The following is a 15,197-nucleotide window of genomic DNA, read 5'->3' on the forward strand; positions in this document are numbered from 1 at the left end:
ATCCGTCGAATCGCCGGTGACGGTGCCTTCGGCACCACCCGGCGGTACAGCAGGTCGGCGACGCAACTGCCCGCCGCCCTCCAGCCTTTTCCATGTGGGGGACGAGCACCAACGACAGGCGTCGTAACCCCTGGTCGGCGCGCTCTGCACCTGTCGCAAGCCCGGAGCGCGTACGCATGGGCCCGGCCGCGCGGACCCGGCCGACCGGTTCGTGCCACGTGCCATCGCGCGGTTCGTGGCCAGGCCGTACGGCCCGGTTCCCGACGCCCGTTCCGTCCGGTCAGGCCGGACGGGTTCCGGCGAAGTGGCAGGCCGCGTGATGGGGGCGCCGCTCGGCGCCCGCGACCGGATCCGTGGTCACGCACAGCTCGCGTTCGGCGGGTTCGGCATGGGCCTCGGGGCCGATGGGACAGAGCGTGCGGTAGCGGCAGCCGGACGGCGGGTGACGCGGGTCCACCGGCTCCGTCGTGGTGTCCTGGAACCCGTCCAGCAGAGGCACATGGCGCTGGGGCACCGCCTCCAGCAGCGTCCGGGTGTACGGATGCCGGGGGTCGCCGAGGACCTGTTCCGTAGGGCCGACCTCCACGATGCGGCCCAGGTGCATGACCGCGACGATGTCACTGAGATAGCGCACGACGGCCAGATTGTGCGAGATGAACAGCATCGTGAGCTTCATCTCGCGCTGCACGTCCCGTACGAGATTGAGCACGGCCCCCTGTACGGACACGTCCAGGGCCGAGGTGATCTCGTCCGCGATCACCACCCGGGGCCGGCCCGCCAGGGCACGGGCCAGCGCGACCCGCTGGCGCTGCCCGCCGGACAACTGCGCGGGCAGCATGTCCGCGCGGTCGGGGTCCAGTTGCACCAGCTCCAGCAGCCGCCGGACCTCGGCGCGCTTCGCCGCGGCCCCGGTGACGGCGCCGCGGGGCACGGTTTCGGTGATCGACTCACCGATGCTCATCCGGGGGTCGAGCGAGGAGTACGGATCCTGGAACACCATCTGCAGGGGCCGGTGGCCCCGCGAGAACTCCCGGACGTCGGTGGTGTCCAGAAGTACCCGCCCCGCGCTGACCGGTGACAGTCCGACGGCGGTGCGGGCGAGGGTGGACTTGCCCGACCCGGACTCGCCCACGAGGCCGACGGTCGCCCCGGCGGGCACGGTGAGGCTCACCCGGTCCACCGCGGTGAGCCCGCGGCGGCGGCTGCCGTAGTGCACGGACACCTCGTCGAAAACCAGCTGGCTCATGTGCGCTCTCCGAAGGGTTCGTCGGGGGCCGTGGCCCCGGAATGCGTGCGCACACCGTCCGCAGGCCCGTCGGCGGGGTGCCAGCAGGCGACTCGGTGCGCCCGGCCCGCCCCGGCGAGTCCGGGCGTCTCGGTGGCGCAGCGATCGCTCGCGAATCCGCAGCGGGAGGCGAAGGCGCATCCCTCAAGGACCTGATCGGGCTCGGGCGGGCGGCCGGGGATGACGGCGAGCGGCCGGTCGCGGTCGACGTCCATGTCCGGGACCGTGTCGAGCAGGGCACGGGTGTAGGGGTGGCGGGCGTCCTTCAGCCCGGCGGTCGGCAGGTCCTCCACGACGCGTCCCGCGTACATCACCAGGATCCGGTCGCACGTCTGGGCGACCACCGTGAGGTCGTGGCTGATCAGCAGGAGGGCCGAGGTCCTGCTCTCGCGCACCCGGGAGAGCAGCCGCAGGACGTCGCGCTGGACGGTGACGTCCAGCGCGGTGGTGGGTTCGTCGGCCACCACGAGACGCGGATCGCCCATCAGGCCCATGCCGATCATGGCGCGCTGGAGCATTCCGCCGGAGTACTCCTGCGGGTACTGGCGGGCCCGGCGTTCCGCCGCCGGCAACCGGACGGCCCGCAGCCGGTCGACCGCCCGGTCGAAGGCCGCCCGGCGGGACAGCCCCTGATGCTGCTCGGAGACCTCGGCCAGCTGCCGGCCGATCCGCCGGGTGGGGTTGAACGAGGTCATCGGATCCTGGAAGACCATCGACAGGGAGGTGCCCAGCAGTTCCCTCAGGTCACGCTCCGGTGTGCTCAGCAGCGGAGTGCCGAGGAAGTCCAGCCGGTCGGCGGTGACCACGCCCGGCGATTCGATCAGCCGGGACACGGCCAGCGCCGTCAGGCTCTTGCCGGAGCCCGACTCGCCGACCACGCCCACCGCCTCACCGGCGTGCACGGTGAAGCTCACCCCGCGCACCGGCGTCACCCAGCCCGCGGGGTGCGGGAAGGCGACGCGCAGATTCTCGACCGCGAGCACGGGAGCGTCCCGGTCCGCGCTCGCGTCCGCGTCGGTCTCCGTGCCGGCCGAGGCGCCGGCGGCAGGGGTGGTGGCCGGGTGGGGCGTCGCGGGCGGTGGAGCGGCGCCGCCGCGCACCGCCGCCGTGCGTGAGCCGACGACCGCGGCGGCCGCCTCACCGAAGAGGTTGAACGCCAGTCCCGCGATCACCACGGCCGCGCCGGGAGCCAGCGCCGACGCCGGGTTGGTGTAGATCCGGTCGAGCCCCTCGCCGAGCAGCCGGCCCCAGTCGTAGTCGGGGGCCTGGATGCCGATACCGAGGAAGGACAGCCCGGCGAACGCCAGCAGCGCGTTCCCGGCGCCGATGGTGGCGTTGACCACCAGGGGCTCGCCGATGTTCGGCAGGATGTGGCGTACGAGCATGCGTACCCTGCCCACTCCGGCCACCTTCGCCGCCGACACGAAGTCCCGGCCGGCCACCGACGCGGCCAGTGTCTGGGTGAGCCGGGCGAACGACGGTGCTCCCGCGATCCCGATCGCCAGCATCGCTCCGGTCAGGCCCACGCCGAAGATCACGGCGAGGAACAGCGCGAGCAGGAGGGCCGGGAAGGCGACGGCGATGTTGACCGCCGCGGTCACCAGCCGTCCGGCCCGGCGCGGCAGGATGGACGGGGCCGTGCCGAGCAGCACCCCGACGACGAGCCCGATCAGGGTGGCGGCGAGGGCGAGTCCGAGGGACAGCCGGGTCGCCACGAGGACCCTGAGGAAGATGTCGCGTCCCAGGGAGTCCGTGCCGAGCGGATGCTCCCCCGACGGCCCCTGTTCCATGGCACTCGTGTCGGTCGCGCCCGCCGCGTCACCCCAGATGAGGGGCGCCGCCACGGCCAGTGCGGCGATCAGGACCAGCAGCGCCGCCGAGCAGGCGCCCACCGGGCTGCGGGCGGCGGCGAGCCACTTCGTACGCTGTCGGGGCATCAGCTCTCCCTGATCGTCGAACGCGGATCGAGCATCGCCATCAGCGTGTCGACCAGCAGATTCACCAGCAGCACACCCGCCCCGTAGACGAGTACGACGCCCTGCACCATCGGGTAGTCCTTCTGCACGATGGACTGGACGATGGTCACGCCGAGTCCCGGCCAGGCGAACACGTTCTCCACGATCACCGTGCCGGCGACCATCGTCGTGAGCGTCAGCCCCGCGAGGGTCAGGGTCGCCGTGAGCGCGTTGGGCAGGGCGTGGCGGGCGTAGACCAGCCGGTCCGGGAGCCGTTTGGCGCGTGCGGTACGGATGTACTCCCGGTCCAGAACGGACAGCAGCTCCACCCGGACGATGCGGGCCATCACCGCGGCCGGGCCGACGGCCAGCGCCAGCACCGGGAGGACGTAGGAGGCGGGCCCGTCCTGGCCCGCGACCGGGAACCACGGCAGACGCACCGCGAAGAGATAGACCAGGCCCACCGCGAGCAGGAACTCGGGAATCGCCGCCAGGCACACGCTCGTCGAGGTGAAGGCCAGTTCCCCGCCCCGGCGCCGTCCGCCCCGGGTGAGCACCGCCATCACCACCCCGAGGGGCACGGCCACGAGGAGCACCAGGGCGAAGGCCACGAGGGCCAGTTCGACCGATCCCGGCAGCCGGTCGCCGATGACTTCGGAGACCGGCAGACCGGTCACCATCGACACACCGAAGTCACCGGTGAGGCAGTGGCGCAGATAGTCGGCGTACTGGTCCCACAGCGGGTCGTCCAGGCCCAGGGCACGGCGGCGCTCCTCGACCAGTTCCACCGGGGCGGTCGGCCCCAGAGCCCCGCGCACCGGGTCGCCCGGGATCAGATGGATCATCAGGAACGACGCGGTGACCAGGACCCACAGGGACACCAGGAACCGCCCGAGGCGCCGCAGGGCGAACCGGAGCCAGGGGTTGTCCAGCGCCCCGGACAGGATGTCCGCCACCGGGGGACGCGGTCGCGGGACACCGGCCCTCGCGAGGGGTTTCTCCGTCACGCTGGTCACGGGCTGGACCTCCGTCGAATCGTCGTGTGGGTGTGCGTGACCCTCCGGGCGGGCGCGGGACGGCACCCGGAGCGGGGGTGTGTCAGCGCAGGACGCGCAGGCTGGTGGGGATGGGGATCTGGAGCCAGCCCTCGGTCTTCGCCTCGCCCTTGTTCAGGAAGTAGGGGATTTCCGCCTCCGAGACGGGGACCACGTCGGACGCGGCGATCAGGGAGCGCTCGGCGTCGTTCCACAGCTTGCAGCCGGCCTCCCCTGCCGTCCGGGCCGCCCGGGCGACCAGGCTGTCGTACGAGGGGTTCTTGATGCCGGTGAAGTTCTGGCCGGCCGGCGGGACCGCTCCGGAGGCGAAGGGAACGGCCAGGTGGGGCAGGTTGAGTTTGAATCCGGCCCAGTAGACGTCGAAGTCACCGGTCTCGAACATGGCCCGGTTGAGGGAGTTGAGGTCGTCGCCGACGAGTTCGACCGAGACGCCGAGGTCCTTCCAGCGCTGCGACACCACTTCGGCCGCGGCGACATTGCCCTTGCCCTCGTTGGAGCTGTAGTGCAGGGAGACCTTGAGCTGCTTGCCTCCCTTGCCGCGGATTCCCTTGGAGCCGGCGGTCCAGCCCGCCTGGTCCAGCAGGGCGGCGGCCTGCCGGGCGTCGTGACGGGGAAGCCCCTCGACGTTGTTCGCGGCGCACGGCTGCGAGTCGTTGGCGACCAGGGCCTCGGCCCGCTTGCCCTGGCCACCGGTCGAGACCCGGGCCAGCTCGTCCAGGTCCAGCGCCGTAATGAGCGCCTTGCGCACCTTCGGGTCCGCGCCGGGACGGCCGTCGCGCTGGTTGAACCACAGCTCACCGAGGGTGGAGGAGAGCGTGAAGTGCTTCAGTTCGCGGGCTTCGAGCCGCTTGCGGTCGGCGCCGCGGACGGCCGCCATGTTGACCTCGCCGGAGAGCAGCAGGTTCGCCGCGGTCGTCTCATTGGGGACGATCTTGACCACGACCCTGGCCGGGGTGCCCGGGGCGTCGTTGCCCACGCCGGCGGGGCCCCATGTGTAGCCCGCGCGCCGGGTGAAGGTGTAGTGGTCACCCCGTACGACGTCGCTGAGCACATAGGGCCCTGTCCCCGCGGACGACTTGGCGAGGCTCTTGGGGTTCTTCATGCCCTTGTCGCAGACGATCGGCGTCCGGCCGATGGTCTGGAGCAGCAGGGCGAACGGCTCCTGCATCGTCACCTTGACGGTACGGGCGGTGTCGTCGGCGGTGACGGTGAACGCGGTGGCGGGCACCAGCAGGCCGTACAGGGGTGACTGGTTCTTCGGGTCCTTGAGGAAGGTGAGGGCCGCGGCTACCTGACGTGCCGTCAGGGGGGTGCCGTCGGAACAGGTGATCCCCTCGCGGAGGGTGAAGGTGGCGCCTCGGGCGTCGACCTGCCAGCGCTCGGCGAGCCCGGAGACGATCTTCCCCTCCGGGGTCACGTTGACCAGTGGGTCGTAGACGAGGCTTCCCATCTCGTTGATCGAGCTGATGTTCCGGTAGGGGTCGATGGCGCCCGGATCGCTGGGGATGGTGTAGGTGAAGGTCCCGTCCTTGGCGTAGCCGGCCGGTCCGCTGTTCCCGTTCGCCGACGAACCGGCCGAGCAGCCGGCGGCCACGGCGGCCGTCACGGTCGTCATGGTCGTCACGGCGAGGACGCTGAATCGTCTGTGCATGGCCATGTTCCAATCGAGGGGCGGGCTCAGCCGGCGCCGAGCTGGTGCGGATCAGTGTTGTACGGCCATTGACCAGGCGCTAACGACAGAAGTCGCAAGAGACGGACCTCCGGCACAGCAGATTGTCGGAGTACGCGGGGGAGGGATTCCGGCTCCGCGACGGCACGCCGGAGGGACCGCGGCGGTGGTACGCCGGGCGGCCCGCGGGCCGGTGGGCAGTGTGGGCCGCGGGTGGTGCGGGGCGGGGCGTCCGGTGCGTCGGCGGTCCGGTCGTCGGTCCTTCCGGTCCGGTCGGTCCGGTCGTCGGGTGGTTCCGGCCGCCGGCGGTCACGGGACGCGCCGATGGGTCCGGCGGCCGGGTCGGGTCGGTGCCGGATACGGGAGGGCGCGGGAAGCTGTGAGGCGGGGAGGCCGCGGGGGCCGACGCCCCTCAGTCGCGACGGCGGCCGTTGAGACGGGCGATCTTCAGACCGAGGTGCAGCGCCAGCCGGTCCTCACCGCTGGTCAGTTGGGCGCCGGTGAGTTCTTCGATGCGCTGGAGCCGGTAGTACAGGGTCGTGCGGTGCACGTAGAGCTGCTCGGCGGCGGCCTGTACGTCCCCGGCGTGGTCGAGGAACGCCTCCAGGGTGCCGGCGAGCTGCTCGCCCTTGGGACCCAGGTCGAGGAGGCGCTGGAGCCCGGGGTGGTGGGTCTCCAGGGAGAGTTCGTCCGCGGGCAGCCGGGCGAGCAGCCCGTAGACGCCGAGCCCGCCGAAGGCGGCGACGCTGCCGAAGCCCTCCACCACCCGTGCCACGCGCGCGGCACGTTCCGCCTGGCCGTAGGAGTGGTCGAAGTCGCGCAGGTGCGGCACGGGTTCGCCGATGCCCGCGATCACCCTCGCCTCCGGCAGATCCCGGTCGAGGCTCCTCACCAGCTCCTCGATCAGGGCCAGTTTGGCGTCCCCGCCGACCAGGGGGTCCTTGTCCGACAGCAGCAGAAGTGCGTGGTCACGGCGGACCAGGCCGATGTGCCGGCGGTCCGACAGCTGTCCCCCGATCCTCTCCAGCCGGCCTTCCAGCACGTTCCGTTCGCCGTCGGTCAGGGCCCGGTCGCCCGGATGCAGGGTGAGGACGACCGCGACGGCCGGTTCACTGGCGACGAACAGGTCGGCGTCGACGAGTTCCGCGGCCGCGCGCTCACGCGCCCGTGTGTCCTCCTGCACCACGAGATCGCGCAGCAGCTCCCTCGACCGGGTGCGGTGCAGTTCGAGGGCCAGCTGATCGCGCTGGATCAGGATCGCCACCGTGTCGAGCGTCGCGAGGACACCCTCGGTCTCCGCGTCGTTCAGCGGGTTGTCCCCTTCGAGGATCCAGATGAACCCGAGGAGGGTGCCGTCCGCCCGGATCGGCACGCACAGCCGCTGCATCGTCGCGCCGATCTCGGGGGCGAGCGGCGGGCGGAACGGCCCCTCGGCCGTCTTGGCGCCCGCGGCGAAGGTCCAGGTGTCCGCGCCGCTGGGCACCCCGCGTTTGAAGATCGACTGCTCCCGGAGCGGGTCGACCGCCCCGTACTCGTGGGAGGAGAAGGCGAGCTGCCGCAGCCGCCAGTCGTCCACGCTGACGTTCCGCTGCAGTCGATGCCCCAGGCCGTCGATGATGCGCTGCAGTTCTGTGGTCACGGCGAGCCTCCTGGATGCGGGCATTCCCATCCCGGATCTCCACATGTTCCTATAGCGCGCAAAACCGAATGTCAACGGTGAAAGCGCCGAGGATCAGCCCAGTCCGGACAGAAGCGCGGGGTTGACGGGAAAATCGGCGAGGCGGTATCCGGCGGGAGGTTCGGCACCGAGGAGATGGCGGACCAGGAAGTCCCATCGGCGCCGGGTGGTGTACGCCTCGTAGCCGAGGAAGAAGTGCTCGGCACCGGGCACGATCAGCAGATCGAAATCCTTGTTGGCCGCAATCAGGCGGTCGACCAGGCGCATCGTGAGATGCGGATGCACATTGTCGTCCATTTCACCGTGGATGAGCAGCAGTTTGCCGGTGAGCCGGTCGGCCAGCTCCACATTCGAGGAGCGCGCGTACCGCTCGGCGTCGAACGGCCCGTCGTACGTCTCCCCCCACGCCAGCTGGAAGAAGCGCTGGTCGTGGTTTCCGCACCCGGACACCCCGACCTTGTAGAAATCCGGGTACGCGCACATCGCACGCACCGTGGCGTAACCGCCCCCCGAGCTGCCGTAGACACCCACCCGGTCCAGGTCCATCCAGGGACGTGTCCGGGCCAGTTCACGGGCGGCGGCGATGTGGTCCTCCAGGAATCCCGCCCTGCTGTACTCCCCGTACGAGCAGTCGTGGAAGGCGCGGCTGCGCCCCGGCGTACCACGCCCCTCGACCACCAGGACGACACAGCCGAGGGCGGCGATCGCCTCCGCCTCGCAGTCCAGGTGGGGATAGCCCTCGAAGGACGGGTCGAGCCGGCCGTGATGGGGGCCCGGATACGGGCTGTCGACGACCGGATAGGCCGTTCCCGGATCGAAGTCCGGCGGCAGGAACAGCAGGCCGTGGATATCGGTGACGCCGTCGGCGGCCTTGGTGGTGAACTGCTGCGGCGGGGTCCATCCGGTTGCCAGCAGGGCCGTGATGTCGGCCCGTTCCAGCTCGACCAGGACCGATCCGTCCCAGGCGCGGACCGTGGTCACGGGCGGGGTGTCCTTCGCCGACGCGGAGTCGATGAAGTACCGCCCGTTCCCCGGCACGGTCACCACATGGTCGAGGTCGTCGTCGCACAGCCGGGCGAAGCCCGAGCCGTCGAGGCCGACCCGGCAGACCTGGCGGCGGTAGGGGTCGCGCTCCACGAGACCGGTGGCGACGAAGTACACCACCCGTTCGTTCTCGTCGACATGCAGGATCCGCTGCACCGCCCATGCGCCCGATGTGACCGGGCGCCAGGTGCCTTCCGACTCGGTGTCGCGCAGATACAGATGGCCCCAGCCGTTCCGCTGGGAGTACCAGAGCACCTCGCGTCCCGTGGACAGTACGTGCAGAATCGTCTGTCCCATGCCCTGGCCGGGCTCGACGCGCGGTCCACCGCTCTCCTCCAGCAGCGCGCGGACCTCGCCGGTGCCGGGGTCGAGCGCGTTGAGCGTCAGGGAGGTGAGGTCCCGGGGCTGCTCCAGGTAGTACACCGAGGAACCGTCCGGCGCCCACCACACCCGCTTGGCCATGACGGGCGAGAGCATCGGCACGAGGAGGGGCCGCCCCCGTGCCGGGACGGCGGAGCCGTCGCGGACGTCGAAGACGACGAACTCGGCGCGGGGCAGCACGTCGTCGCCGGGCATCGGATAGTGGTAGCTGTGCAGGGCGGGCCGGCCGCCGTCCGCGGGAGCCGCTTCCACCAGGTGCGACAGGGCCACACCGCGCTGGTCGAGCCGGTGGGTCACCAGCCGCCGGGAGTCCGGCGACCAGACCACGAGCGGGGGCAGGGAGGGCGCCCCGAGCCTGCGCATCAGGGCGCCGAACGTCAGGCTGTCGGGCTGGGTGCCGTACGGGCGCTCGCTCGTGCCGTCGGTGGTCAGCGGGCGTTCCTCCCCGGTGGCGACCGAACGCAGCCACAGGTCGTGGCCGTGCCGGCGGACCGCCCGCTTCCCGTCCGGCGACAGCACGTCGAGGAAGTCCGGCCTCCGGTACTCCTCGTCCCTCTCGCAGATGTACGAGTCCAGGGGGCACCGCCAGCGCGCGCCGAAGGCGTCGAACCCGACCTCCGCGCCGGAGAAATCGATCTCGGTGAACGGCAGCGCCCCGCCGTCCACGGCCTCGCCGGAGGCGGACGCGAGCGCCGCCGCGAGCCGGGCGTGGTCGAACGCGGGGCCGCGGGAGCCCCGCGCGGGGTCGACGAGCAGGAACCGGTGACCCGCCGGAGTGCCGGAGAGGTACCAGAACCGGGCGCCGCCGTCGATCCACCGGGGCGCCACCTTCCCGCCCCGCACCAGCGACGGCCGATGGTGCGGAAGCAGTCTCTCCGCGGCCTCGTAGCGCGCCGTGTCCACCTGTCGTACAGACGTCATGGAGCAGTCCCCTTCACCGGTCCGATACGGGTTCCCCGGCCGGCTCCACCGGCCGGGGACCGCTGTCCGACGCGGTGTTCCGAAGTCCGGAACACCACGGTCACGCCCGCGCTCCCGCCTCTTCCCGCTCCGGTGAAGGCAGGGGCGCCTCTGCCACCGCTGGGGCAGACAAACCTCTACATCTTCCGCGCCGCCGGGCGACCGGGCAGGCGGGCGGCGCCGGGAGCGGTGTCCCGGACCGGTCCGGTGGTGACCCGGACCGGCTCCTCCGGTGGCCGGCGCGGGTGCCGGTCCGGTGGCCGCCCGGGTTCAGTGCGCGCCGCTCGCCGCCGCAGCGCCCAGTTCGCGGCTGCGGGCCGTTCCCGCCGTCACCGCGTCCAGGAAGGCGGACCTGATCCCCCGTTCCTCCAGCACCCGCAGCGCGGACGCGGTGACCCCGGCGGGCGAGGTCACCTCCGCGCGCAGCGCGGCCGGGCTGCGGCCGCTCTCGGCGAAGAGGGCCGCCGATCCGGCGAGCAGCTGGCCGACCAGCTGCTCGGTCACCCCGCGCGGCAGTCCCGCGAGCACCCCGGCGTCGGTCAGCGCCTCCGCGACCAGGAAGAGATAGGCGGGCCCGCTGCCGGAGAGGGCGGTCACGACGTCGAGCTGCGGCTCCGTCACACGTACCACCGTGCCGACGGCGCCGAGGATCTCCTCGGCCCAGACGAGATCGTCCTCCGTCGCGTACGGCCCGGCGGCGACGGCGGCGGCGCCCTTGGCGACGACGGCGGGGGTGTTGGGCGCCCCCCGGACGACGGCGACCCCGTCACCGCAGGCCGCGGTCAGGGTGGCGAGGGAGACGCCCGCCGCGATGGACAGCAGGCGGGATGCCCCCGCGGCGGCGACGGCGTCCGCCACGTCGTGCGGTTTGACCGCGATGACCACACCGTCGGCCGGGAGCATTCCGTCCGACACTGTGACACCCGGAAACAGTCCCCGCAGGTGCGCGGCCCTGCCGGCGAGCCGCTCCGCCACGGCGATGTCCTTGGACGGCCACCCGGCGGCCAGCAGCCCCCCGACGAGCGCCGAACCCATGTTTCCGCCACCCACGATGATCAGACGGTGTTTGGTCATGTCCCGGAACGTACGTGGCGTACGCGCTCGCGCCATCAGCGGTACGTAGCAATCGGCCCGGCCGATTCTCGGCGCCCGTCGGTCGATGGGCGGAATCCCGGTCACCACGATGAAGGCTGTGAACCACACTTCTCAGCCGTCGTTCCTGGCGAGCGGGAACGCCTCCGGGCAACCCGTGGCCTGCTTCGACGCCACCTCCCTCGCCCATGGCGCGTCCTCGATGGCCCGTGCCCGTGAGGCGCTCACGGGCGCTCTCGACCAGGTCCGCGCCGCCTACTTCGACCGGATGCGGGGCGACCCCGGCGCCATCGTCGCCGTGGTGACCCGGCCGGCCCGGCCGGACGCCGACGAAGGACTGCTGTTCGTCACCGCGGACGGGGTGCTGGGCGGCTGCGGCGAAGCCACCATGTTCGCCTGTGCCACCCGCTCGCCCGGCACGGGATCGACGGTCGTCTTCGACACCGCCGCCACCGGTGGGCCGATCCGCGGCACGGACGACGGGGCCGGGTCGGTGTCCCTGCGTATGCCGACCGTCGACGAGCCGTCCGTCTCCCATCCGGTCACCGTGCCGTCGCAGCCCTTCAGAACCGTGACGGTCTCCGGCAACTCCTTTCTCGTCGTCCCCGCGGACGCCGTCGGTCTCGGACTCGACGACACCCCGGAGGAACTGCTCGCGACCCGCGGCGACGCCCTGCTGCGCGAGGCGTCGGCCGTTGTCGTCCGCCGGACAGGGCAGGCCCCGCCCGCCCTGCTCCTGCTGACCGAGCCCGTCGTCGGCTGTGTCACCCGCAGCGCGGTCGTCTGGGGGAACGCGGTCCTCAACCGGGGCCCGTGCGGAACGGGCACCTGCGCGCGGCTGGTGACAGCCCTGGAGGACGGTGAGATGGGGGCCGACGAGGTACTGACGCACCACAGCCCGTTCGGGCCGGCCTTCGAGGCACGGCTCGACACCCGGTCCCGCCTCGATCCCGCGAAGGGCCTGGACATCGTGCTGCGCGGCCGGGTCGAGACGCTCTGGGGATAGCGGGCCGGCCGCCGGGGACAGCGGGCGGGGGCCCGCGGCCGGAGGCACCGGGACAGCGGGCGGGAGCCCATGCCGGAGGCACCGGCCGCCCCGGGAACACGAAGACCTCCGCCGCGCGGTGGGAGCCGGGGCTCCTCCCGTGCGCGACGGAGGTCTTCGCCGTGGGCCGCGCCCGGTCCGGGTGCGGACTCGGGCGGGTGTTCCCGGCCGGATCCGCACCCGTGACCCCGGCTCCCCGTACCCCGGTGACCGGGGTACGGGGGTGTCCCCCGCGGTCCCCTCGCGGGGGACACCGTTCCCGTCAGGCCGGGACGCCCATGACCTGACGCAGCACCCGCATGACATTACCGCCGAGCACCTTCCTGATGTCGGTCTCGTTGAAGCCGCGGCGGACCATCTCCTCGGTGATCTTCGGCAGATCGGCGGGACGTTCGACCTCGGCGCCGGAGAAGCCCCCCTCGAAGCCGGGAACCAGCTGCCAGCCGTCGAACGCCTTCTGGAAGTAGTCCTCGATGAAGTCCGGCCCGATGCCGACGTGATCGACGCCGGCGACGGAGACCATGTGCTCGATGTGGTCGACGACCCGCTCGGCGCTGGGGTTCTCGGGATCGATGAAGTGGGGGATGGCCGCGGCGACACTGATGACACCGCCCAGTTCGGCGATGCCCTTCAACTGCTCGTCACCGAGGTTGCGGTGGATGTCGGTGAGTGCCAGACACGCCGAGTGGGTCGCGAGGAACGGCCGGGTCGCGATCGCCAGGACGTCCTCCACACCGCCGAGACCGAGATGGCTGATGTCGAAGACGACACCGAGGCGCTCCATCTCCCGGAACACCTCGATGCCCTGCGGGGTCAGCCGGCTGCCCGACGTGTCGTCGAGGCCGCTGCCGTCGGCGAGGAAGGTACGCCCGTAGTGGGCCATCGACACCACCCGCACGCCGACGCGCTCCAGGGACCTGATGAGGCGGGGGTCCTGTCCGATCGCGTGGGCGCCCTCCAGGGCGATGACCAGGGCGATCTTCCCGGCGGCGGTCGCCGCGTCGATGTCGGCGGCGGTCAGGCAGACCGCGACGTCGCCGGAGTTCTCGGCGGCGAGCTCATGGATCCGCTCGATGAGCAGGAGGGTGCGCCGCAGGGCTCCTTCGGACTGGAACTGCTCCTCGATGCAGATCGGGAGCACCTGCACGTCGACACCTCCCTGGCGCAGCTGGGGCAGCCAGTACTCGGCGAAGTGCTGCCGCTGGTAGCGCTGGTCGTAGTGGTCGACGAGGAGGATCAGATCGTTGTGGGTGTCGACGACTGTGGCGTCTTGGTGCAGGGTGCGCGCATCCATGCGGACATCTCCCGGAGTCTTGATTCCGGACGTGGGCGGTGGGCCCCGTCGCTGGCTCCGACCGAGCGTAGAAATCCGCCCGGGGGCCCGACACAGTCAGTTGTCGTAGAACGGCGGCCGTATTTCCGACCGGCGTTCCGTACCGCCGGGGCCGGTCCCCGGTCACAGTGGTGCGGTGCCGGCGTCCGCCGGCACACAGGCCCAGGGAAAGGTCTCGACGGGATGGTTGATGTGCTCCCCGAGCCCCGTCGTGGCGCGGACGACGGGAAGGGAACCACGGCGGGCGGACCGGGCGGGGCCGGCAGGGACACCGGCGCCGGGAAGGTGCGGCGGCAGCTCCCCCGCTGGTCCGAGGTCCGCCCGCTGCTGCGCCCGAGGCCCTTCATCGCCGACGGCGTCGAGCGGCGGCTGAGCCGCGCCCACACCATCGCGGATCTGCGGGCGCTGGCCCGCCGGCGCGTTCCGCGCTCGGTCTTCGACTACGTGGACGGCGCGGCCGAGAGCGAGATCGGCATCGGGCGGGCCCGCAACGCCTATCACAGCGTCGAGTTCCGCCCCCGGGTGCTCCGGGACGTCACCTCGGTCGACACCTCGGTGGACGTCGCGGGCCGGAGCAGCGCCCTGCCGCTGGTCCTCGCGCCCACCGGGTTCACCCGGATGATGCACCACGAAGGCGAGATCGCGGTGGCGCGGGCCGCCGCCGAGGCGGGAGTCCCGTACACCCTCTCGACGATGGGCACGACCTCGATCGAGGATCTCGTGCGGGCGGTCCCGGAGGGCCGCAACTGGTTCCAGCTGTATCTGTGGCGGGACCGCGAGGCGAGTGCCCGGCTCGTCGACAGGGTGATCGCGGCGGGGGTCGAGGCCCTGGTGCTGACCGTGGACACCCCGGTGGCCGGACTGCGGATGCGCGATGTGCGCAACGGCCTGACGGTCCCGCCCACCCTGTCGCCGCGCACCCTCGCGGACATGTCGCTCCACCCCGCCTGGTGGCTCAATCTGCTGACCACCAAACCGCTGGAGTTCGCCTCGATGTCGTTCTGGAACGGGACGGTGGAGGACCTCGTCCAGCATATGTTCGACCCCGGCGCGACCACGGCGGACCTGGCGTGGCTACGGGACAGATGGCCCGGGAAGCTGATCGTCAAGGGCATCCAGGACGTCTCGGACGCCGTCGCCGTGGTCGAACTGGGCGCCGACGCCGTGGTGGTGTCCACCCACGGCGGCCGTCAGCTCGACCGCGCGCCCGCCCCGCTGGAGCTGCTGCCGCAGGTCGTACGGGCCGTCGGGGACACGGCCGAGGTGCTCATCGACACCGGGCTGTCCTCCGGCGCCGACCTGGTGGCCGCGCGGGCGCTCGGCGCGTCGGCCGGGATGGTGGGGCGCGCCTACCTCTTCGGCCTCATGGCCGGGGGCCGGCGCGGTGTCGGGCACGCGCTCGGCATTCTCGGGCGGGAGGCCACGCGGACCCTGCAACTCCTGGGGGTGCCCCGCATGGCGGACGTGTCCGGGGAGCACGCCGCGCTGCGGACGGGTGGCTGACCCGGGGGCGCCCGCGAGATCCGGTGCGGAGGGCTTGTCCCCGTACACCGGGGAGCAAATGATCACTCAAGCCGCCGAACCACGGAATCGCCGAACCACGGGATCGCTGAACCACAGAACACGGAAACACCGAAACACGGAAGCCGGAGACTCAAGGACTCGGTGCCGAGGGCCCGGAAACACAGCGGAACAAGAAC

10 protein-coding genes are annotated in these 15,197 nt (G+C 72.0%); 2 read left to right on the top strand and 8 right to left on the bottom strand.

The window, feature by feature from the left end:
• Positions 1-280: 280 nt before the first annotated feature.
• The 7 genes from ACFYT4_RS35050 to proC form a co-directional block, all read right to left on the bottom strand.
• Positions 281-1,246, bottom strand: a complete 966-nt coding sequence (locus ACFYT4_RS35050) for an ABC transporter ATP-binding protein (RefSeq protein ID WP_389278614.1) — start codon at positions 1,244-1,246, stop codon at positions 281-283.
• Positions 1,243-3,222 (bottom strand): dipeptide/oligopeptide/nickel ABC transporter permease/ATP-binding protein, encoded by a 1,980-nt coding sequence (locus ACFYT4_RS35055; RefSeq protein WP_389278617.1) that lies wholly within the window; start codon positions 3,220-3,222, stop codon positions 1,243-1,245. Before ACFYT4_RS35055 ends, ACFYT4_RS35050 begins: the two co-directional genes overlap by 4 nt.
• Positions 3,222-4,256: an ABC transporter permease gene (locus tag ACFYT4_RS35060; protein WP_389278620.1), complete on the bottom strand. Its 1,035-nt coding sequence runs from the start codon at positions 4,254-4,256 to the stop codon at positions 3,222-3,224. The genes ACFYT4_RS35055 and ACFYT4_RS35060 overlap by 1 nt, the downstream gene beginning before the upstream one ends.
• 82 nt (positions 4,257-4,338) lie before the next feature.
• The gene (locus tag ACFYT4_RS35065) at positions 4,339-5,946 is read right to left on the bottom strand and encodes an ABC transporter substrate-binding protein (RefSeq protein ID WP_389278623.1); all 1,608 of its coding nucleotides are present in this window, start codon (positions 5,944-5,946) and stop codon (positions 4,339-4,341) included.
• A gap of 430 nt (positions 5,947-6,376) precedes the next feature.
• Positions 6,377-7,603 carry a PucR family transcriptional regulator gene (locus ACFYT4_RS35070; RefSeq protein WP_389278626.1) on the bottom strand — a complete coding sequence of 409 codons (1,227 nt, stop codon included), beginning with the start codon at positions 7,601-7,603 and terminating at the stop codon, positions 6,377-6,379.
• A 93-nt stretch (positions 7,604-7,696) separates the two neighbouring features.
• Positions 7,697-9,988: a DPP IV N-terminal domain-containing protein gene (locus ACFYT4_RS35075; RefSeq protein ID WP_389278629.1), complete on the bottom strand. Its 2,292-nt coding sequence runs from the start codon at positions 9,986-9,988 to the stop codon at positions 7,697-7,699.
• Between the two features lie 309 nt (positions 9,989-10,297).
• The gene (gene proC / locus ACFYT4_RS35080) at positions 10,298-11,101 is read right to left on the bottom strand and encodes a pyrroline-5-carboxylate reductase (protein WP_389278632.1); all 804 of its coding nucleotides are present in this window, start codon (positions 11,099-11,101) and stop codon (positions 10,298-10,300) included.
• 118 nt (positions 11,102-11,219) lie between these two features.
• Here proC and ACFYT4_RS35085 point away from each other — a divergent pair, with 118 nt between their 5' ends.
• Complete coding sequence (locus ACFYT4_RS35085) at positions 11,220-12,125, top strand: proline racemase family protein (protein WP_389278634.1); 906 nt, start codon at positions 11,220-11,222, stop codon at positions 12,123-12,125.
• Positions 12,126-12,426: 301 nt separating this feature from the next.
• Here ACFYT4_RS35085 and ACFYT4_RS35090 read toward each other — a convergent pair whose 3' ends face one another.
• Complete coding sequence (locus tag ACFYT4_RS35090; RefSeq protein ID WP_389278637.1) at positions 12,427-13,458, bottom strand: dipeptidase; 1,032 nt, start codon at positions 13,456-13,458, stop codon at positions 12,427-12,429.
• 222 nt (positions 13,459-13,680) lie between these two features.
• On the opposite strand from ACFYT4_RS35090, the gene ACFYT4_RS35095 reads away from it, so the two are divergent.
• Positions 13,681-15,000: an alpha-hydroxy-acid oxidizing protein gene (locus ACFYT4_RS35095; RefSeq protein WP_389278640.1), complete on the top strand. Its 1,320-nt coding sequence runs from the start codon at positions 13,681-13,683 to the stop codon at positions 14,998-15,000.
• Positions 15,001-15,197 lie beyond the last annotated feature (197 nt).

Origin of the sequence: Streptomyces sp. NPDC004609, assembly GCF_042873655.1 — a bacterium.
Classification (GTDB): Bacteria; Actinomycetota; Actinomycetes; order Streptomycetales; family Streptomycetaceae; genus Streptomyces.

Excerpts from the sequence above, each read along its gene's own strand:
- ACFYT4_RS35050 (WP_389278614.1), bottom strand. The coding sequence starts at position 1,246 with ATGAGCCAGCTGGTTTTCGACGAGGTGTCCGTGCACTACGGCAGCCGC.
- ACFYT4_RS35055 (WP_389278617.1), bottom strand. The coding sequence starts at position 3,222 with ATGCCCCGACAGCGTACGAAGTGGCTCGCCGCCGCCCGCAGCCCGGTG.
- ACFYT4_RS35065 (WP_389278623.1), bottom strand. The coding sequence starts at position 5,946 with ATGCACAGACGATTCAGCGTCCTCGCCGTGACGACCATGACGACCGTG.
- ACFYT4_RS35075 (WP_389278629.1), bottom strand. The coding sequence starts at position 9,988 with ATGACGTCTGTACGACAGGTGGACACGGCGCGCTACGAGGCCGCGGAG.
- proC (WP_389278632.1), bottom strand. The coding sequence starts at position 11,101 with ATGACCAAACACCGTCTGATCATCGTGGGTGGCGGAAACATGGGTTCG.
- ACFYT4_RS35090 (WP_389278637.1), bottom strand. The coding sequence starts at position 13,458 with ATGGATGCGCGCACCCTGCACCAAGACGCCACAGTCGTCGACACCCAC.
- ACFYT4_RS35095 (WP_389278640.1), top strand. The coding sequence starts at position 13,681 with ATGGTTGATGTGCTCCCCGAGCCCCGTCGTGGCGCGGACGACGGGAAG.